The sequence below is a fragment of the Xanthomonas sp. BRIP62411 genome (assembly GCF_003993525.1).
GTDB lineage: Bacteria > Pseudomonadota > Gammaproteobacteria > Xanthomonadales > Xanthomonadaceae > Xanthomonas > Xanthomonas euroxanthea.
In genome coordinates this window covers 109,877-129,870 of sequence record NZ_QEZI01000014.1, presented here as the reverse complement: position 1 = coordinate 129,870, position 19,994 = coordinate 109,877, and the positions used below count along the sequence as shown (strand labels likewise).

Sequence of the window (19,994 nt, the reverse complement as noted above, 5' to 3'; positions counted from 1 at the left end):
TGCTGCAATCGCCGCGGGAATCATCCAGGGGAAGCCACATGCACCTGTCGTCCGGGCTTTGCGCCCTGTTGATGCTGGTCAGCGCCGCCGCCGGCGCGACCGATCTGTACAAATGGAAGGACGCCAAGGGCGTCACCCACTACACCGAAACCCCGCCACCGTCCGGCCAGCGCTACGAAGCGCGCCGGATCGATGCACGCAGCGGCACCGCCGCCATCGCCGCGCCGGACACCACCACGCCCGAATCGGCCGACTGCCTGACCGCACGCCGCAACCTGGAGCTGCTCAGTGGCAAGGGCGAGGTCACCATGGGCGCCGGCGCCGATGGCAAGCCCGGCACCCCGTTGGACCCGGATGCCCGCGCGGCGCAACGCAACCTCGCCGAAGCGGCCGCCAAGGCCTATTGCAAGCCGGCAGCGAGCGGCACTCCGGCCTCCTGAGCCGGCCCGGGAGCGGCCACCTACCGGCCCATGCGTCCGGCCGATCGGCCGGCGCCACTGACCGGCAGGGCGCGAGACTGGCAAACTATGGGCTTTCCGCCCAAGCGAAGCCCGATGCGTCTTTCCCAGTTCCACCTGCACACCACCAAGGAAACCCCGGCCGACGCCGAGTTGGTCAGCCACCGTCTGATGCTGCGCGCGGGCATGATCCGCAAGCTGGCCTCCGGGCTGTATACCTGGTCGCCACTGGGTCTGCGCGTGCTGCGCAAGGTCGAGGCCATCGTGCGCGAGGAAATGAACCGCGCCGGGGCGGTGGAAGTGCTGTTCCCCACCATCCAGCCGCGCGAACTGTGGGATGCCACCGGTCGTTGGGAAAAGTTCGGCGGGCAGTTGCTCAAGATCAAGGATCGCAAGGAGCAGGAGTTCTGCTACAGCCCGACCGCCGAAGAGGCTGCGGCCGAATTCGCGCGCCAGGAAATCAACAGCTACAAGCAGTTGCCGCTGAACTTCTTCCAGATCCAGACCAAGTTCCGCGATGAGATCCGTCCACGCTTCGGCGTGATGCGCGCGCGCGAATTCCTGATGAAGGACGCCTACTCCTTCCATCTCACCGATGCCGACATGGCGCGCGAATACGACAACATGCGCGCGGCCTACACCCGCATCTTCACCCGGCTGGGGCTGGAATTCCGCGCCGTGCAGGCCGACTCCGGCGCGATCGGCGGCGATGCCTCGCAGGAATTCCACGTCATTGCCGCTTCCGGCGAAGACTCGCTGGCATTCTCCACCGGCTCCGATTACGCCGCCAACGTGGAAACCGCCAGCGCCGCCCTGCCCGCCCCGCGCGCCGAGGCTGGCGAGGCGATGCGCCAGGTCGCAACGCCCACCCAGAAGACCTGCGAAGACGTCGCCCGGTTGCTGGGCATCACGCTGCAGCGCACGGTCAAGTCGGTGGCGGTGATGACCGAGGCCGGCTTCGTGCTGGTGCTGGTGCGCGGCGATCACGCCGTCAACGAGATCAAGCTCGGCAAGGTCGCCGGCCTGGCCGGCTACCGCCTGGCCAACGAGACCGAGATCCGCGACCACCTCGGCTGCGAGCCGGGCTTCCTGGGCCCGGTGAACACCGCCCGCCCGGTGCGGGTGGTGGCCGACCGCGATGTCGCGGCGATGGCCGATTTCGTGGTCGGTGCCAACGTGCCCGGGGAGCACCTGGCAGGGGTCAACTGGGGCCGCGACCTGCCCGAACCTGACACCGTTGCCGATGTGCGCAACGTCATCGACGGTGAACGCGCGGCCGATGGCGGCGAACTGCGTCTGGCGCGCGGAATCGAGGTGGGCCATGTGTTCCAGCTCGGCGACCAGTATGCGCAGGCACTGCAGGCCACCGTGATCGACGAGAACGGCAAGCCCGCGGTGATGAAGATGGGCTGCTACGGCATCGGCATTTCGCGCATCGTGGCTGCGGCGATCGAGCAGAACCATGACGATGCCGGCATTGTCTGGCCCGCACCGATGGCACCGTGGCAGGTGGCGATCTGCATCATCAACCCCAAGCAGGATGCACAGGTGGTTGCCGCCGCCCAGGCATTGCTGGACGAATTGATCGCCGCGGGGATCGACGCGGTGCTGGACGATCGCGGCCTGCGCCCGGGCGCCATGTTTGCCGATATGGAACTGCTGGGCATTCCGCATCGGGTGGTGGTCTCCGAACGCGGATTGGCCGCCGGCACATTTGAATATCGTGCCCGCACTGCAGAGGCAGCAGAAAACCTGGATAAGGCCGGGTTATTCTCCCGCCTGGGTTGTTGATCAAATCAGCCGAAACTACTTGGATTGGATGAACACAAGGCGCCGAATTATTTCGGCGCATTTGTCACCCGGGTTTTCTGACATTATGATGGCCAGCGCTGCCACGGACCGGCATTCTTTTCTCTCTCATCCTCCGGAGTAGTGATGTCGATCGATCTTAGCGGCCTGTCGGCCAAGCAGTTGGGTGCCCTGATCAAAAACGCGAAGAAGCAGCAGACCGTGGTTGCCAAGCGTGCTCCGATTGCCAAGGTCCGCACGCAACTGACCCGCGCGGCAAAAGCCCAGGGTTATTCCATCGAAGAATTGTTTGGCACCAGCGCCGGCCCGGGTCGTCCTGCTGCCGCTGCCAAGCCGGGCCCGCGCGCCGGCCGCAAGCTGGGCAAGGTTCCGCCCAAGTATCGCAACCCCGCCAATCCCCAGGAAGCCTGGACCGGCCGCGGCAAGCAGCCGCGCTGGCTGGCCGAACTGACCGCCGCCGGCAAGAAAGTCGAAGACTTTCTGATCAGCAAGGTCAGCACCAAGAAGACTCCGGCCAAGAAGGCCGCCCCGCGCAAGGCCGCCACCAAGCGCGCGCCCAAGAAGTCCAAGGCCGCCTGATTCACCGCAATAAAACCCCCGGCATTGCCGGGGTTTTTATTGCGCGTTTTTATCTGTCATAAATTCTTGCGGGCCGGAATCAACAGATTGCCGAACAGCAACCCGGCCATCAAGGCCATCACGATATTGGTCACCGCCAATAGTGCGGCCTGCCCGACACTGACATCCTGTTGCTGTACCAGGGTCAGAAAGCCACGCAAGCTGACACTGCCCGGAACCAGCATGATGATGCCGGGCAAACGGATCAATGCACCGGGTTTTTGCACCACCCGCCCGAACAGATTACCGGCGGCGGTCAATGCCATCGCCGATGCAAAGACACCGGCCGGACCACCCCAGGCATGTCCGGCATAACGCGCAATGACATACCCGGACATGGCCGCTGCCATGATCCATAAATAATCGCGCCGATTGGCCTTGAACAACACCGCAAATGCATAAGCGGCCACCAGCAGCGAGGCCCATTCCACCCAGCTGGCCTGCGGGCGCAATGCGGCCACCTGCGGATGCAGGCCGACCACCTGGGTCAGCGTCACCGCGATCACCGCACCGACGGTGAGCTTGAGCACCGTGGTCACCGCACCGGCCAGCCGCGCCGTGCCCGAGACCCAGTGCTGGCTGGCCAGCTCGTTGAAGGCATTGGTCAACGACATGCCGGGCAGCAGCACCACCAGCGAGGCGATGATCACCGTATTGAGGTTCAGCGGCCCGAGCAGCGACGCCACCACCGCAGCCACGACCCCGGCCAACAGCCCGGCCAGCGCCTCGCCGGCCTCCTTGGTCGCCGGCCGCTTGTCGGTGTACTGGGTCAGCAGGCCGATCGACATGCCGATCGCACCGGCGGTGGCGATGTCCAGCCAGGGCAGTTTCCACAGCCCTGCCACGCCGGCGGCGGCCAGCCCGAATGCCAGCACCTGCATGGTCTTGCCGCGCCGATCGACCTCGCGGTCCAGCCGCCGCAGCGCGGTGTGGCCCTGCGCGATGCTCATGCGCCCGTTGGCCACGCTGTCGGCCACGTAATCGGCCACGCTGAGCTTGTACAGGTCATTCTCGCCCGGGGCCAGCCGGATCACCCGGGTGATGTCGCTGGAGCCGATGGCCTTGGTTGGATCGCTGAAGCTCAAGATGATCCCGGTGGGATTGGACCAGGGCTCGCAGTCCAGGCCCAGCTTCTGCGACAGTCCGACCACGGCGGCCTCCAGGCGCTGCGCGGTGGTGCCGTAGGAATGCAGGCGTCCGGCGATTTCCGAAACAAAGGCGACGCGCTGGGCATAGGTGGCGCTGGCGGACGGTTGGACGACGGTGGCAGCGGACATGCGTGGCGGGTCGGATCGGAGAAACGCCGTCTGGCGAGGCCGCCAGTGTATGCCGCAGCGCCCCTGGCCGGCGTGCCGATCGTCTGTGCCGGGACCGCAAGTGCGAAGCGTCCCCATCATTCGCTCACGCCGGGCGCGGTATGCTGGCGCCACGGACAGGCCACCCATGATCAAACCGCAACCTCCCCGCATCGACCAAGACTCGCAGGATCAGACCCAGCTCCGCCTCGCCGGCAGTTGGGTGCTGGCAACCGCCCTGTCCCAGGCAGAACAGCTGCAGGCCGTGCCCGACGGGGTGCGCCGCATCGACGCGCGCGGCATCGGCCAACTGGATTCGGCCGGCGTGCTGCAGTTGCTGCGCTTTGCCGGCCGCATGGGCCTGAAGGAAGATGCGATCGATTTCCGCGATGAGCACCAGGCCCTGGTGTGCACCATCGAGGAACTCAACGACGAACGCCCCAAGCCCAAACGCGACTACGGCTTTGTCGCCGCGCTGGACCGTCTGGGCCGCACCACCCATGGCGTCGGCCAGGGCATCCTGGAACTGAACAGTTTTCTGGGCGAGAACCTGGTCAAGATCGGGCGGCTGATCCACGAGCCGCGCCGCTTCCGCCTGACCGCCACCGTGCACCACATGGAGCAGGTCGGCCTGGATGCGGTGCCGCTGGTGGTGCTGCTGTCGTATCTGGTTGGCGCGGTGATCGCGTTCCTGGGCTCGACCATCCTGCGCGACTTCGGCGCGGAAATTTATGTGGTGGAGCTGGTGTCCATCGCCTTCCTGCGCGAGTTCGCGGTGCTGCTGACCGCCATCGTGCTGGCCGGGCGCACTGCCAGCGCCTTCACCGCGCAGATCGGCGCGATGAAATCACGCGAGGAAGTGGACGCGATCCGCACCCTGGGCCTGGACCCGATCGACCTGCTGGTGATCCCGCGCCTGCTCGCGCTGATCTTCACCCTGCCGCTGCTGACCTTCATCGCGATGATCGCCGGCCTGGCCGGCGGCGTCACCGTGGGCGCGTTCGACCTGGACATTCCGCCGCAGATGTACCTGGCGCGCATGCACGACACCATCCAGTTGCGGCATTTCCTGGTCGGGCTGTCCAAGGCGCCGCTGTTTGCGCTGGTGATCGGCCTGATCGGCTGCCTGGAAGGCCTGAAGGTCAGCGGCACCGCGCAATCGGTGGGCGAGCGCACCACCTCCTCGGTGGTGCAGACGATTTCCTTGGTCATCATCCTCGACGCGGTCGCCGCGCTGTGGTTCATGAAGATGGGGTGGTGATGGAGCCGGGATTGGACATTCGGGATTCGGGATTCGTGCAAGGCAGAAGCGCAGCTGGCGCCCTGACACCCGGGAGAGCTGTGCTGTGACCAATCCCGAATCCCCACTCCCCAATCCCGGCACAGAGGCCGAGGCCGACGACGACCAGCTGGCGATTTCCGTGCGCGGGCTGACCAACCGTTTCGGCAGCCAGGTCGTGCACGAGGACCTGGATCTGGACGTGCGGCGCGGCGAGATCCTGGGCGTGGTCGGCGGCTCGGGCACCGGCAAGTCGGTGCTGATGCGCAGCATCCTGGGCCTGCGCGAGCCGGATGCCGGCAGCATCCAGGTATTGGGGGCGGATGCGCGCTCGGGCCGCTTCGCCGACCGCCAGCACATCACCCGCAATACCGGCGTGCTGTTCCAGGACGGCGCGCTGTTCTCGTCGATGACCGTCGGCGAAAACGTGCAGGTGCCGCTGAAGGAGCATCACGGCGAGTTTCCGGAGCGCTGGTATTTCGAGCTGGCGCTGCTGAAGATCAAGCTGGCCGGCCTGCCGGCCGATGCGCTGGACAAACTGCCCTCGCAGCTGTCCGGCGGCATGCGCAAGCGCGCCGGCCTGGCGCGGGCGCTGGCGCTGGATCCGCCGCTGCTGTTCCTGGACGAGCCCACCGCCGGGCTGGACCCGATCGGCGCGGCCGCCTTCGACCGCCTGATCCGCACCTTGCAGCAGGCATTGGGCCTGACCGTGTTCCTGATTACCCATGACCTGGATACGCTGTACGCCATCTGCGACCGCATCGCGGTGCTGGCCGATCACAAGGTGATTGCCAACGCGCCGCTGGCCGAGATCGAACAGGTCGACCACCCCTGGATCCAGGAATACTTCCACGGTCCGCGCGCCCGCGCCGCGCGCGCGGCCAAGACCGACTCCACCGAGACCGCCTGAGCATGGAAACCAAAGCCAATTACGTCCTGATCGGCGCCTTCACCATCGTGGCAGGCCTGGCCCTGCTGCTGTTCGGGCTATGGGCCGCAAAGTATTCCTCCGACCGCACCTGGCAGCAGTACCGGGTGGTGTTCCGTGAGGCGGTGACCGGCCTGTCGGTCGGCAGCCCGGTGCAGTACAACGGCATCGCGGTCGGCTCGATCACCGAGTTGACGCTGGCGCCGAACGACCCGCGCCAGGTGGTCGCACACGTGCGGGTGAACTCCACCACGCCGATCAAGAGCGATACCCGCGCCAAGCTGGCCATCACCAGCCTGACCGGCCCGTCGATCATCCAGCTCTCCGGCGGCACGCCCGAGGCACCGTCGCTGACCACCATCGACAAGAGCGACGCGCCGATCATCCAGACCACGCCGTCGGCGCTGCAGAACATCACCGACACCGCCAACCGCATCGTCGAGCGCATGGACCAGATGCTCTCGGACAAGAACGTGGCCAGCATCACCGCCACCTTGCAGAACCTGGAAAAGATCAGCGGCGGCATCGCCGATCGCGACGAAGGCATGCAGGCGCTGATCGTCAGCGCGCGCGATGCCGCACGCAATCTGGACACCACCCTGACCACCACCAACGGCACCATCAAGCGGCTGGACCAGAACCTGGTGCAGCAGCTGCCGGGCATCCTGGAGAAGCTCGATGCCACCCTGGTCAAGCTGGATTCGGCTGCCGGCAACGCCGACAACATCCTTGGCGAGAACCGCGCGGCCATCAACAGCTTTGCCAACGACGGGCTGGGCCAGCTCGGGCCCACGCTGACCGAATTGCGCGGCCTGATCCGCGACCTGCGCCGGGTCAGCGACAAACTGGACAACAACCCTGCGCGCTACCTGCTTGGCCGCGACGCACCCAAGGAGTTCGAACCGAAATGACTGCCATGCGCCTGTTGCGTCCCGTGTTGTGCGTCTCCCTGCTGGCGCTGGGCGGCTGCTCGCTGCTGACCGGCGGCGACCAGAAGCCGGCCACCATCTACGCGCCGACCGTGCGGGTGACACCCAATCCGTCCTGGCCGCAGGTGACCTGGCAACTGGCAGTGGCCAAGCCGAGCGCGGCGCGCATCATCGACAGCCCGCGCATCAACGTGCGCCCGACCCCGAGCGAATTGCAGGTCTACCACGGCGCAGGCTGGGCGCAGCCGGCCACCGATATGCTGGAAGACAGCGTGGTGCGCGCATTCGAGGACTCCGGCAAGATCGCCGCGGTCGCCCGCATCGGCACCGGCATCCGTTCCGACTACAAGCTGGCGATCGACCTGCGCCGCTTCGAGTCCGATTACGCCGGCCAGGCGCTACCCTCGGCCACCATCGAGCTCAATGCCAAGCTGCTGCACGCCGCCGACCAGCGCGTGGTGGCCTCGCGCACCTTCCTGGTGGCACGCCCGTCCAGCGGCACCGACACGGCGGCAGTGGCAGCGGCATTCGAACAGGCGATGACGCAGGTCACCACCGAACTGGTCGGCTGGACCCTACTCAATGGCCAGCAGGATAGCCAGCGAGTGCCGCGTCCGCTGTCACCGCGACAGCCGGACTAGCGCTTGGGGCCCCGCGCATCAATCTTGCGAAACGTCAGATTGATGCGCTCGCCGACCGGTTTTGCGGTGCGCGGCAACGCATGCTTGTAGTGGCGCTGGGTATCGCCTCCCATCAGCAGCAAATCGCCGTGCCCCAGTTCCAGCGCCTGCTTCAACGCCGCATCCTCGCGATGCCTGAAGGCAAAGCGCCGCGTCGCGCCCAGGCTCAGCGAAGCGATCAACGGCTGCGCGCCCAACTCCGGCTCGTCGTCGCTGTGCCAGCCCATCGCATCGTTGCCGCTGCGGTAACGGTTGGCCAGCACGCTGTTGAATGGCGCCCCGGTCTCGGCCTGCAGGCGCGCGCGTAGAGGCTGCAATACCTCCAGCCACGGCTGCGGCGCGAACTGCGTGCCCGAGTAGCGGTAGCTGGCGTCCGCATCGCCGATCCAACTGCTCAGACGCGGCGAATCCACCGTCCGCCCGAACATGCGGATGCGATGCACCTCCCACTGCACCTGCGTCAGCAGCGCCTGCAGCAGCGCATCGGCCTGCGCGCGCGGCAACCAGCCACGGCACCAGGCGATCTCTGCATGCGGCAAGGCAACCCGAATCTTCATGCTTCAAACGCTAGCACGCTCCCGCTACGTGAGGCTGGGCGGTACGGATGAATCGATCCGATTTGCCGGCGTCACATCGAATCCCGGAAAATGCGCGGTAGCCATCGAGCCAACGGGAGCGGAGCAATGTCGGAAGCAGGAGTCGGCGCAAGTGCGCCAGAGACGGTCGAGCGCGACGTGATGGAGTACGACGTCGTCACCGTCGGCGCCGGCCCGGCCGGGCTGGCTTTTGCGATCCGGCTCAAGCAGCTGGATCCGGCCATCAGCGTCTGCGTGATCGAAAAATCCAGCACCATCGGTGCGCATATCCTGTCCGGCGCGGTGATCGAGCCGGGCCCGCTGGATGCCTTGCTGCCGGGCTGGCGCGACAACCCGCCGCCGATCTGCGTGGCCGCCACCGACGACGAGTTCTGGTTCCTCGGCAAGGACAGCGCGCGCAAGTTCCCGGTGGTGCCGCCGGGCATGCGCAACCACGGCAACTTCATCGTCAGCCTGGGCGCAATGTGCGCCTGGCTGGCGCCGCAGGCCGAAGCATTGGGCGTGGAGATCTATCCGGGCTTTGCCGCTGCCGAAACGCTGCACGACGCCAACGACCAGGTCATCGGCGTACGTATCGGCGACATGGGCGTGGCCAAGGATGGGTCGCACAAGCCCGGTTACACCGCCGGCATCGACATCCGTGCCAAGGTCACCGTGCTGGCCGAAGGCGCACGCGGGCACCTCACCAAGCGCCTGCTCAAGCGCTTCGACCTCACCGCCGACGCCGACCCGCAGGGCTATTCGATCGGCATCAAGGAACTGTGGCAGGTACCGGAGGGGCGCGTCAGTCCCGGCAAGATCGTGCATACGCTGGGCTGGCCGGCAGACAACCGCACCTACGGCGGCAGCTTCCTGTATCACCTGGACAACAACCAGATCGCGCTTGGTTATGTGAGCGGGCTGGACTACAGCGACCCGCAATACCAGCCATGGGAAGCCTTCCAGCAATGGAAAAACCACGCGCTGATCAAGCCGTTGCTGGAAGGCGGCAGCATCCTCTCGGCCGGCGCGCGCGCCATCGTCACCGGCGGCTGGCAGTCGCTGCCGAAGGTGGAAATGCCGGGCGCCCTGTTGATCGGCGACACTGCCGGCCTGCTCAACGTGCCCAAGATCAAGGGCACCCACCAGGCGATCCGCAGCGGCATGCTGGCCGCCGAACATCTGGTGCAATCGCAGCTGGCGCCGCAAGGCTTCGACGCCAAGTTGCGCGCCTCCGATGCGATGGCCGAGCTCAAGCAGGTGCGCAACATCAAGCCGGGCTTCAAGAAGGGCCTGTGGTTCGGCCTGCTCAACGCCGCCTGGGAAACTGCGCTCAAGGGCGCCTCACCATGGACACTGAAAAACAAGCCCGACTGGTCGGCATTGCACAAGATCGGCGAGTACGAGCAACCCACGCGCCACTACGGCACGCGCGAGCTCGCTCCGCGCGACCGGCTGCAGGCGGTGTACTTCGCTGCCACCGAGCACGACGAAGACCAGCCCGTGCATCTGAAGGTACTCGATACCGACGTGTGCGCTACCCGCTGCGTACAGGAATACGACAATCCCTGCACCCGCTTCTGCCCGGCCAATGTCTACGAAATGGTCGCAGACGCCGGCAGCCCGTCCGGCAAGCGCCTGCAGATCAACGCCGCCAACTGCGTGCACTGCAAGACCTGCGACATCAAGGACCCGTACGAGATCATCACCTGGGTCACGCCGGAGGGTGGTTCGGGCCCGAACTACCAGAATCTGTGAGCAACGGTCGGCATACCGCGTGAGCGGCGGTCTCTCCAAGCTCCTGGCTGCGGCACGTCGCTCGGTAGAGCTCCATGGTGGCGGCTTCGCCGGCGTAGCCACGGTCGCAATACGGGCCTTCAAGGTCATCCGCGCCCTGGGCATACGCGGCCTGCTGGGGCGGCTGCAACTGGCCGGGCGTACGCAGCCGGCGGTCCATCACCTGTCTGACCAGGAACCTTTCGTCGCGCCTGCGCCGCTGTCGCAGCTGCGGCTCAAGACTGGCGTGATGCTGCACGTCTTCTATCCCGACCTGATCGACGAATTCGCACAGTCACTTCAGCACATGCCGGTGGGTTACGACCTGCTGGTATCGGTGATGGATGAAGCCGCCGCCGTCCAGGTGCGAGACCGTTTTTCAAGGTTGCCGCGGGTGGACAAGCTCGATATCCGCATCGTGCCCAACCGTGGCCGAGACATCGCGCCGCTATTGGTGACATTTCGCGAACAGGTCCTGGCATTGGATGTCGTTGGCCATCTGCACACGAAAAAGTCGCTGTATACAGGCAGCGAGCAAGGCCAATGGCGCCGTTACCTGGTGTCATCCCTGATGGGGAGCCCGGAGCGCATCGCCTGGCACCTGGGAATGTTTCAGGCCGAGCCACGGCTTGGCATGCTCTATCCCGAGAGTTACGAGCGGGTGTTGCTGTGGGCGCATACCTGGCTCAGCAATTTCAGCGTGTGTCGCGCGCTTGCCCAGCGACTCGGATTCGACATCAGCCCCTCGGAGTACATCGATTTTCCTGCCGGATCGATGTTCTGGGCAAAGGTGGATGCACTGCGGCCGTTGTACGCGCTGGATCTGGAACTCAAGGATTTTCCGGAAGAACACGGTCAGATCGATGGCACCCTGCACCACGCAGTGGAGCGCATCTTCGTCGCTGTTGTGCGCCACCAGCAGTATCGGATTGGCATATTGCCGCAAGATGGCACGCTGGCACTCAGCGGCGAAGGTGGACGCAACTGGCAGGCGGCGTTCGAAACACCGATCGCCACGCGGTTGACCCTGTCCTCTCTTCAAGCTCGGCTGGTGTCGCTGGATATCTTCGATACCTTGGTAGTGAGGCCGTTCCTGTTTCCGGCGGGTGCGCGCGCCTATCTTGCCCATCTGGTCGCGGACCGATTCGGGGTCGGGAATTTTCTCGAACTCCGCGAGCTTGCCGAGGCAAAGGCACGCCATCAACGTGGCGCCGATATCGATCTATCAAGCATCTACACCACGCTGTCTGGCCTGCCCGGTGCGGGAGGACTTCCCATCGGTGCCTTGCAGGCACTGGAAGTGGCGCTGGAAGCCAGATTGCTGCAACCACGGCGAGGCGTGATCGCAGCGGCGGCGCACCTGCAACAACGTGGCATCCGCCTGGTTGCGCTTTCGGACATGTATCTGGATAGCACGTTGCTGCAGCAGGTCCTGCCGGCCGACGTCAGCGCGTTGCCAGCTGCCTGGTATGTGTCGTGCGAGACGGGCTGGCGCAAGGATGCTGACAGCGCCTGGAAGGAACTGCCAGGCATCGAAAACATCGAGACATCGCACTGGCTGCATGTCGGCGACAACGAACATGCAGATGTCCAGCGTCCACAGATGCACAAGCTGTTGACGCCGGTGCACGTGCTTCGCCCATCCGCGCTGTTTGAGGTGGTCCCCGCATTGCGCCCGCTCAGACCGCCGTCGGGTGACGCAACGCGGTGGCAGGACCAGTTGTGGCTTGGCCTATTGGCCAATCGATTCGCCGATCTTGCCGACCGGCACCCGGAAACCTTGATGCCGCTGTCGATGCTTTCACCGGCATCTCTCGGCTACGTGGTCATCGGCCCGCTGATCTTCGATTATCTCGCCTGGCTGATCCGCATGGCGAAGCAAGCCAATATCGAAACAATCCTGTTTTTGAGCCGAGAAGGCCACCTGCTGGAGCAGGGTTTTCAGCTAGTAAGGCAAACCTCGCCTTCGCTGCAGCAGCTTCAGGGCAAGTATCTGCTGGCATCTCGGCGGGGAACCGGAACACCCTCGCTGCATGCGCCGGATGATCTTGCAGTGCTGCTGGACAGCACCTACACCGGCACGTTGAGCGGCCTGATACAGGCGCGCCTGGGAGATGCTGCCGCAGCTATTCTGGAACGTCGCCTGGGGCGCCCGGTCATGCAACGCGATGTCTACCTGCCGGAGATGCATGCCGAGCTGCTGCAACTCATTGCCCCAGCGATCAATGACCTGCTGGCGCTTGCCGAAACTGAAAGGACGGCCTACCTGCGTTACTGGACGGCGACCGCAGGCGACGGTGCCGCCATGGTGGCCGACATAGGGTACTCCGGCACCATCCAGGCCAACCTCGCGCGATTGACCGGGCAGCCGCTGGGTGGCGCGTATTTTGCACTGAACGGGCGCGCCACGAAGATCGCTGCCCAGAGCTGGGCCGCCGCCCGCTATTTTGATGGCCGTACCGAAGGTGCTCCGGAGCAGTCGACGATCCTGCGCCATGACCTGCTTCTGGAGACACTTCTCACCGCTCCTTCGCCGCAGTTTTCCTATTTTGCAGACGCCACCAACGTTCCGACTGCGGTCTACGCCAGTGCGGAGCTGTCGCCAGCGCAATGGGCGACGATCGCACAGGTGCACGAAGGTGCATTGGCGTTCATTGCAGACGTTTGCAAGGTTGCGCAGGACGAAAGCCATCTGCTGGACTTCAATCGAGCCGCGGTCCAGATCCCGTTGCAGTGCGTCGGCTCCGGACGCTGGCAGGCGCCGTGGCTGGCGGATCTGCAACTCGACGACCGTTTCACCGGACGCGGATCGGTTCGGGCCGGATGACCTGACGGTCATCCGGCCTGGCCTCACGGTTGAGGCGTCAGAAGTGCCACGCCGGTCTTCTGGCGCAACTCCTCCAGTTCTACCCCATCGGCCGCCTCCACCAGCACCAGCCCGCCATCGGTGACATCCAATACCGCCAGGTCGGTGATGATGCGATCCACCACGCCGACGCCGGTCAATGGCAGATCGCATTCGGGCAGGATCTTGTGGCTGCCGTCCTTGGCGACGTGTTCCATCAGCACCACCACGCGCTTGACGCCGGCCACCAGGTCCATTGCGCCACCCATGCCCTTGACCATCTTGCCGGGCACCATCCAGTTGGCCAGGTCGCCGCGGTCGGTGACCTGCATCGCACCGAGAATCGCCAGATCGATGTGCCCGCCGCGGATCATCGCAAACGAGTCGTGGCTGCCGAAATAACTGGCACCGGCACGCGCGGTCACCGTCTGCTTGCCGGCATTGATCAGGTCCGCATCCACCTCGTCCTCGGTGGGAAACGGGCCGATGCCGAGCAGGCCGTTTTCCGATTGCAGCCAGACGTCCATGCCATCGGGAATGTGATTGGCCACCAGCGTCGGCAGGCCGATGCCCAGGTTGACGTAGGCGCCATCGGTCAATTCGCGCGCCGCACGTGCGGCCATCTGGTCTCTGGTCCAGGCCATCAGTGCTGTCCTTCGCGCACGGTGCGCTGTTCGATGCGTTTTTCCGGCGTGGCGTTGAGCACCAGCCGGTCGACATAGATGCCGGGCAGATGCACCTGGTCCGGATCGATCGCGCCCACCTCGACGATCTCCTCGACCTCGGCAACGCAGACGCGACCGGCCATGGCACAGGCCGGGTTGAAGTTGCGCGCGGTATTGCGGAACACCAGATTGCCGGCCGTGTCCGCACGCCAGGCCTTGACCAGCGCGACATCGGCCTGCAGCGCGGTTTCCATCACGTACTGTTTGCCGTCGAATTCGCGGGTTTCCTTGCCCTGGGCCACGATGGTGCCGTAGCCGGTTGCGGTGTAGAACGCGGGGATTCCCGCACCGCCCGCGCGCAGACGCTCGGCCAGCGTGCCTTGAGGGTTGAACTCCAGCTCGAGTTCGCCGGCCAGATACTGCCGCTCGAATTCCTTGTTTTCGCCCACGTAGGACGAAATCATCTTGCGGATCTGCCGGGTGGCCAATAATTGGCCCAGCCCGAATCCATCGACGCCGGCGTTGTTGGAAATCACGGTCAGCCCGCCGACCCCGCTCTCGCGCACCGCTGCAATCAGCGCCTCCGGAATTCCGCACAGGCCAAAGCCGCCGACCGCCAGGGTCTGGCCATCGGCCAGCACCCCATCCAGCGCCGCCCCGGCATCGGCATAGCGTTTGCCGCTTGCCGCACCACGCCCATCATTGCTCATCACCGCCCTCGCCTCGCTGATGTGAAGCGGCCATTCTAGCCGCTGACTGTTCCCTGTCCCCGATCGCAATTCCGCCACACCCAAGACACGGCGCAGCCGCTAAACTCGGGATTTCCCCCACCCCAGGAATTGCCCATGACGCTACCCGCCTTCAAGGCCTACGACATTCGCGGCCGCGTGCCGGATGAACTCAACGAGGACTTGGCGCGCCGCATCGGCGTGGCATTGGCGGCGCAGCTGGAGCAAGGGCCGGTGGTCCTGGGCCACGACGTGCGCCTGGCCAGCCCCGGCCTGCAGGAAGCGCTCTCGGCCGGCCTGCGCGCCAGCGGCCGCGAAGTGATCGACATCGGCCTGTGCGGCACCGAGGAGGTCTATTTCCAGACCGATCACCTCAAGGCGGCTGGCGGCGTGATGGTCACGGCCAGCCATAACCCGATGGACTACAACGGCATGAAGCTGGTGCGCGAGCAGGCGCGGCCGATCAGTTCCGACACCGGCCTGTTCGCGATTCGCGACACCGTCGCTGCCGACACCGCCGCCCCCGGCGAGCCCACCGCAAGCGAGCACAGCCGCACCGACAAGACGGCCTACCTGGAGCATCTGCTCAGCTACGTGGACCGCAGCACGCTCAAGCCGCTCAAGTTGGTGGTCAACGCCGGCAACGGCGGCGCCGGCCTGATCGTCGACCTGCTTGCACCGCAGCTGCCGTTCGAGTTCGTCCGCGTCTTCCACGAACCCGATGGCAACTTCCCCAATGGCATTCCCAACCCATTGTTGCCGGAAAACCGCGACGCCACGGCCAGGGCGGTCAAGGAACACGGCGCCGATTTCGGTATTGCCTGGGATGGCGACTTCGATCGCTGCTTCTTCTTCGATCACACCGGCCGCTTCATCGAAGGCTATTACCTGGTCGGCCTGCTGGCCCAGGCGATCCTGGCCAAGCAGCCGGGTGGCAAGGTCGTGCACGACCCGCGCCTGACCTGGAACACCGTCGAGATGGTCGAGGACGCCGGCGGTATTCCGGTGTTGTGCAAGAGCGGCCATGCCTTCATCAAGGAAAAGATGCGCAGCGAAAATGCCGTCTATGGCGGCGAGATGAGCGCGCACCATTATTTCCGTGAGTTCGCCTATGCCGACTCCGGCATGATTCCGTGGCTGTTGATCGCCGAGCTGGTGTCGCAGTCGGGTCGTTCGCTGGCGGATCTGGTCGAAGCGCGCATGCAGAAATTCCCCTGCAGCGGCGAGATCAACTTCAAGGTGGACGATGCCAAGGCGGCGGTTGCCCGCGTGATGGAGCACTACGGCGACCAGTCGCCGGAACTGGACTACACCGACGGCATCAGTGCCGATTTCGGCCAATGGCGCTTCAACCTGCGCAGCTCCAATACCGAGCCGCTGCTGCGTCTGAACGTGGAAACGCGCGGCGACGCCGCACTGCTGGAAACGCGTACGCAGGAAATTTCCAACCTGCTGCGCGGCTGATTTAACATCGTCCCCCACTTTGACGCATTGGAGTTTCCCCCGCTCATGAGCGATGTCCTTCCGATTATTCTGTCCGGCGGTTCCGGCACGCGCCTTTGGCCGTTGTCGCGCGAATCCTATCCCAAGCAGTTCCTGCCGCTGGTCGGCGAGCACAGCATGCTGCAGGCCACCTGGTTGCGTTCTGCTCCGGTGGCGGCACACGCCCCCATCGTGGTGGCCAACGAAGAGCATCGCTTCATGGCCGCCGAGCAGTTGCAGCAGCTGGGCGTGAAGCCGTCGGCCATCCTGCTCGAGCCCAAGGGACGCAATACTGCCCCGGCAATTGCCGTCGCTGCGCTGGAAGCCACCCGTAACGGTGGTGATCCGCTGCTGCTGGTGCTTCCTTCGGACCATGTCATTCGTGACGAGGCTGCTTTCCAGGCGGCAGTCACCGTCGCAGCCGCCGCCGCAGAGCAGGGCAAGCTGGTCACCTTCGGCATCAAGCCGACCGCGCCTGAAACCGGTTATGGCTACATCAAGGCCGGTGCCGGCACCGGCGCCACTGCGGTCGAGCGCTTCGTCGAAAAGCCCGACCTGGCCACCGCGCAGGGGTATCTGGCCAGCGGCGAGTATTACTGGAACAGCGGCATGTTCCTGTTTCGTGCCTCGCGCTACCTGGAAGAACTGCGCAAGTTCCAGCCGGCCATTGCCGATGCCTGCCAGAAGGCGTGGGAAGGCGGCAAGCGCGATGCCGACTTCACCCGTCTGGACAAGGACGCGTTCGCCTCCAGCCCATCGGATTCGATCGACTATGCGGTGATGGAAAAGACCGCCGATGCAGTGGTGGTGCCGCTGGATGCCGGCTGGAACGATGTCGGCTCGTGGTCGTCGCTGCTGGACGTCTCCGAACAGGACGGCCAGGGCAATGCGCACCACGGCGATGTCATCCAGCTGGACTGCAAGAACACCTATGCGTATGGCTCGCGCCTGATCGCCATGGTCGGCCTGGAAGACGTGGTTGTGGTGGAAACGCCAGACGCCGTTCTGGTCGGTCACCGCGATCGCATCCAGGAAGTGAAGGATGTGGTCGGCCGGATCAAGGCCGACGGTCGCTCCGAGGCGACCTGGCATCGCAAGGTCTATCGTCCGTGGGGTGCTTACGATTCGATCGACATGGGTCACCGTCACCAGGTCAAGCGCATCACCGTCAAGCCCGGTGCCGTGCTCAGCCTGCAGATGCATCACCACCGCGCCGAACACTGGATCGTCGTCAGCGGCACCGCAGAAGTCACGCGTGGCGAAGAGGTGCTGTTGCTCACCGAGAACCAGAGTACCTATATTCCGCTTGGCGTGACCCATCGCCTGCGCAATCCGGGCAAATTGCCGCTGGAACTGATCGAAGTGCAGTCCGGCAGCTACCTGGGCGAAGACGACATCGTGCGTTTCGAAGATACCTACGGGCGTACCTGATCGGTCGCTTTCGGGATTCTGCAGTACATAAGCAAACAGCCGGGGATTCCCGGCTGTTTGCGTTTGCGGCTTGAATGCGTCGGCGGAAATATCGCCACCGGCCAGAGTCGCGTATCTAGTGCCTGGCAGCGGCGATTTCGGCAATCACGCGCTGCAGGCCGACTTGCCAGTCCGGCAACACGATGTCGAAATCGCGCTGCAGTTTGTCGATCGACAGCCGCGAATATGCCGGCCGCTGTGCGGGCGTCGGGTAGTCGGCGGTGGTGATGGGCACCACACGCGGCGCGCGCGACAACAGGCCTGCGCTGACCGCCTCCTGGAAGATCGCCTCGGCAAAGCCATGCCAGCTGGTCTGCCCTGCTGCCGTGAGGTGCCATGTCCCCGAGGTGCCTGGTCTGCGTTGGCGCAGCAACTGCGCGGTGACATCGGCGATCAGGGCCGCGGGCGTCGGTGTTCCGACCTGGTCGGCCACCACCCGCAGCTCATCGCGCTCGGCACCCACACGCAACATGGTGCGCAGGAAATTCGCGCCATGCGAGGCATACACCCATGCGGTGCGCAGGATCAGATGCTGCGCGCCGGAAGCACGGATGGCCTGCTCACCCGCAAGCTTGGTCTCGCCATACACGCCCAGCGGCGAGGTCGGCGCGTCTTCGGGATACGGTGCGTTACCCCGACCGTCGAAGACGTAGTCGGTCGAGTAGTGCACCAGCGGTACGTCACGGGATGCGCACCAGGCGGCGATGACGCCAGGCGAGGTTGCATTGACACGCAATGCGCTGGCGCGATCCTGCTCGGCGCGATCCACCGCGGTATAGGCGGCGGCATTGACCACATGCGACGGGGAAACCCGGTCCAGCAAGGCAGTTAGCGTTTGCGGTGCGTCGAAGTCCGCCGTCTCGCAGGCGCTGCCGTCAGGCAGCTGACCACTGCGTGTCGTTGCCTGCACCGAGCCATCGGCGGCCAATGCGCGCAACAGTTCCGCACCCACCTGCCCGTTCGCACCAAACACCAACGTGGTCACGGCATATACACCGGCAGTCGGTCGGCTGGCACCTCATCCAGGAACGGCGCCTTGGCGTCCTTGGCCGACAGCAGTGGATCGCTGATCGGCCAATCGATACCGATCGCCGCATCGTTCCAACGCACGCCTGCATCTGCTTCCTTGACGTACACGTCGGTGCACAGATAACTGAACAACGCCTTCTCTGAAAGCACTGCAAAGCCATGTGCAAAGCCTTCAGGTATCCAGACCTGGCGTCGGTTTTCTGCGCTCAGTAAAACGGCGGTCCAACGCCCGAAGTGGGGAGAACCGGCGCGGATATCCACCGCAACGTCGTAGACCTCACCTTCAAGCACGCTCACCAGCTTGCCCTGTGGCCGAGGCCACTGGTAATGCAGACCGCGCAGCACGCCCCTAGTGGACGTGGAGACGTTACTTTGCACAAAACTCGTCGGCAGCCCATGCTGCCCGAAGCGCTCTGCATTCCATGTTTCGAAGAACTGACCGCGCTCATCGCCGAAGACCGCAGGCTCGATGACGACGCAGCCGGGCAATGTCGTTTCGATCACGTTCAATGGACGACCCCACGCTTGGCTAATGCAGTCAGATACTTGCCGTAGTCATTCTTCAACAACGGCGCCGCCAGGCGCTCCAGCTGCTCGGCATCGATCCAGCCCTGGCCAAATGCGATTTCCTCCGGGCAGCACACCTGCAGACCCTGGCGCATCTGGATGGTCTCGATGAAATTGGCCGCTTCGTGCAATGACTGGTGCGTCCCGGTATCCAGCCATGCATACCCGCGCCCCAGTGGCTCCAGGTGCAGGTTGCCGGCTTCGAGATAGCAGCGATTGAGATCGGTGATCTCCAGCTCGCCGCGCGGCGAGGGCTTCAATGCAGCCGCGTAGTCGCTGGCCTGGCCGTCATAGAAATACAGGCCGGTGACCGCGTAGTTGGAACGGGGCTTTGCCGGCTTTTCGGCAATGTCAATGACCTTGCCTTGCTGATCGAATTCGGCAACGCCGTAGCGTTCGGGATCGTTGACCCAGTAACCGAAGACGGTGGCACCCTGCTCGCGCGCATCGGCGCGGCGCAAGGTGTCGGTCAGACCATGCCCATGGAAGATATTGTCGCCCAGCACCAGGCAGCTCGGCTTGCCGTCGATGAACTCGCGACCGATCAGATAGGCCTGCGCCAGGCCGTCAGGGCTGGGCTGCACGGCATACTGGAGATTGACGCCCCACTGGGAACCGTCGCCCAGCAGCGACTGGAACAGCGCCTGCTCGTGTGGGGTGTTGATGATCAGGATGTCGCGGATGCCCGCGAGCATCAGCACGCTCAGCGGGTAGTAGATCATCGGCTTGTCGTACACCGGCAACAGCTGCTTGCTGACGCCCTTGGTGATCGGGTACAGGCGCGTGCCGGAGCCGCCCGCCAGAATGATGCCTTTACGTTGTGTCATCAGGGTGTCCTGTTGAGGCCCGCACACGCAGACA

Annotated in this window: 18 protein-coding genes; 11 read left to right on the top strand and 7 right to left on the bottom strand. The window is 64.8% G+C overall.

Features of this window, described 5'->3' with window-relative positions:
* Window positions 1–38: 38 nt before the first annotated feature.
* From EO139_RS12650 to EO139_RS12640, 3 genes are all read left to right on the top strand, one after another.
* A complete protein-coding gene (locus EO139_RS12650; RefSeq protein WP_104583306.1) occupies window positions 39–440 on the top strand; it encodes a DUF4124 domain-containing protein in 402 nt (133 codons plus the stop codon).
* Window positions 441–554: 114 nt separating this feature from the next.
* Window positions 555–2,249: a proline--tRNA ligase gene (locus tag EO139_RS12645; protein WP_104583305.1), complete on the top strand. Its 1,695-nt coding sequence runs from the start codon at window positions 555–557 to the stop codon at window positions 2,247–2,249.
* Between the two features lie 144 nt (window positions 2,250–2,393).
* Window positions 2,394–2,846 (top strand): H-NS family nucleoid-associated regulatory protein, encoded by a 453-nt coding sequence (locus EO139_RS12640; protein ID WP_104583304.1) that lies wholly within the window; start codon window positions 2,394–2,396, stop codon window positions 2,844–2,846.
* 56 nt (window positions 2,847–2,902) lie between these two features.
* Here EO139_RS12640 and EO139_RS12635 read toward each other — a convergent pair whose 3' ends face one another.
* Window positions 2,903–4,162: a threonine/serine exporter family protein gene (locus EO139_RS12635; RefSeq protein ID WP_104583303.1), complete on the bottom strand. Its 1,260-nt coding sequence runs from the start codon at window positions 4,160–4,162 to the stop codon at window positions 2,903–2,905.
* Between the two features lie 49 nt (window positions 4,163–4,211).
* Here EO139_RS12635 and EO139_RS12630 point away from each other — a divergent pair, with 49 nt between their 5' ends.
* From EO139_RS12630 to EO139_RS12615, 4 genes are all read left to right on the top strand, one after another.
* A complete protein-coding gene (locus EO139_RS12630) occupies window positions 4,212–5,441 on the top strand; it encodes an ABC transporter permease (protein ID WP_180496775.1) in 1,230 nt (409 codons plus the stop codon).
* A gap of 85 nt (window positions 5,442–5,526) precedes the next feature.
* Window positions 5,527–6,369: an ABC transporter ATP-binding protein gene (locus tag EO139_RS12625; RefSeq protein WP_104583301.1), complete on the top strand. Its 843-nt coding sequence runs from the start codon at window positions 5,527–5,529 to the stop codon at window positions 6,367–6,369.
* 2 nt (window positions 6,370–6,371) lie between these two features.
* A complete protein-coding gene (locus EO139_RS12620) occupies window positions 6,372–7,298 on the top strand; it encodes an MlaD family protein (protein ID WP_011035876.1) in 927 nt (308 codons plus the stop codon).
* Window positions 7,295–7,957 carry an ABC-type transport auxiliary lipoprotein family protein gene (locus EO139_RS12615; RefSeq protein WP_126970903.1) on the top strand — a complete coding sequence of 221 codons (663 nt, stop codon included), beginning with the start codon at window positions 7,295–7,297 and terminating at the stop codon, window positions 7,955–7,957. The genes EO139_RS12620 and EO139_RS12615 overlap by 4 nt, the downstream gene beginning before the upstream one ends.
* Here the strand turns inward: EO139_RS12615 and EO139_RS12610 are convergent.
* The gene (locus tag EO139_RS12610; RefSeq protein WP_126970901.1) at window positions 7,954–8,553 is read right to left on the bottom strand and encodes an alpha-ketoglutarate-dependent dioxygenase AlkB; all 600 of its coding nucleotides are present in this window, start codon (window positions 8,551–8,553) and stop codon (window positions 7,954–7,956) included. The genes EO139_RS12615 and EO139_RS12610 overlap by 4 nt on opposite strands.
* Window positions 8,554–8,679: 126 nt before the next feature.
* Here EO139_RS12610 and EO139_RS12605 point away from each other — a divergent pair, with 126 nt between their 5' ends.
* Both EO139_RS12605 and EO139_RS12600 read left to right on the top strand, forming a co-directional pair.
* A complete protein-coding gene (locus EO139_RS12605) occupies window positions 8,680–10,329 on the top strand; it encodes an electron transfer flavoprotein-ubiquinone oxidoreductase (RefSeq protein ID WP_104583298.1) in 1,650 nt (549 codons plus the stop codon).
* Between the two features lie 109 nt (window positions 10,330–10,438).
* Window positions 10,439–13,174 carry a rhamnan synthesis F family protein gene (locus EO139_RS12600; RefSeq protein ID WP_126970953.1) on the top strand — a complete coding sequence of 912 codons (2,736 nt, stop codon included), beginning with the start codon at window positions 10,439–10,441 and terminating at the stop codon, window positions 13,172–13,174.
* Between the two features lie 23 nt (window positions 13,175–13,197).
* On the opposite strand, the gene EO139_RS12595 is transcribed toward EO139_RS12600, so the two are convergent.
* Both EO139_RS12595 and EO139_RS12590 read right to left on the bottom strand, forming a co-directional pair.
* Window positions 13,198–13,836, bottom strand: coding sequence for a CoA transferase subunit B (locus EO139_RS12595; protein ID WP_126942634.1), 639 nt, complete (start codon window positions 13,834–13,836; stop codon window positions 13,198–13,200).
* The gene (locus tag EO139_RS12590) at window positions 13,836–14,567 is read right to left on the bottom strand and encodes a CoA transferase subunit A (protein WP_126970899.1); all 732 of its coding nucleotides are present in this window, start codon (window positions 14,565–14,567) and stop codon (window positions 13,836–13,838) included. The genes EO139_RS12595 and EO139_RS12590 overlap by 1 nt, the downstream gene beginning before the upstream one ends.
* Window positions 14,568–14,702: 135 nt before the next feature.
* Between EO139_RS12590 and EO139_RS12585 the strand changes: the two genes are divergently transcribed.
* Window positions 14,703–16,049 (top strand): phosphomannomutase, encoded by a 1,347-nt coding sequence (locus EO139_RS12585; protein ID WP_104583295.1) that lies wholly within the window; start codon window positions 14,703–14,705, stop codon window positions 16,047–16,049.
* Window positions 16,050–16,094: 45 nt separating this feature from the next.
* On the top strand, window positions 16,095–17,498 hold the full coding sequence (locus tag EO139_RS12580) for a mannose-1-phosphate guanylyltransferase/mannose-6-phosphate isomerase (protein ID WP_104535074.1): 1,404 nt from the start codon (window positions 16,095–16,097) through the stop codon (window positions 17,496–17,498).
* Window positions 17,499–17,613: 115 nt separating this feature from the next.
* Here the strand turns inward: EO139_RS12580 and rfbD are convergent, their stop codons facing one another.
* Genes rfbD through rfbA form a run of 3 tightly spaced genes read right to left on the bottom strand, consistent with a single transcriptional unit; the run spans window position 17,614 to window position 19,960 of the window.
* On the bottom strand, window positions 17,614–18,522 hold the full coding sequence (gene rfbD / locus EO139_RS12575; protein WP_126970897.1) for a dTDP-4-dehydrorhamnose reductase: 909 nt from the start codon (window positions 18,520–18,522) through the stop codon (window positions 17,614–17,616).
* Window positions 18,519–19,076, bottom strand: a complete 558-nt coding sequence (gene rfbC / locus EO139_RS12570) for a dTDP-4-dehydrorhamnose 3,5-epimerase (RefSeq protein WP_104583293.1) — start codon at window positions 19,074–19,076, stop codon at window positions 18,519–18,521. Before rfbC ends, rfbD begins: the two co-directional genes overlap by 4 nt.
* Entirely contained in the window at window positions 19,073–19,960 is an 888-nt protein-coding gene (gene rfbA / locus EO139_RS12565) for a glucose-1-phosphate thymidylyltransferase RfbA (protein WP_104583292.1), read from the bottom strand. The genes rfbC and rfbA overlap by 4 nt, the downstream gene beginning before the upstream one ends.
* Window positions 19,961–19,994: the final 34 nt, after the last annotated feature.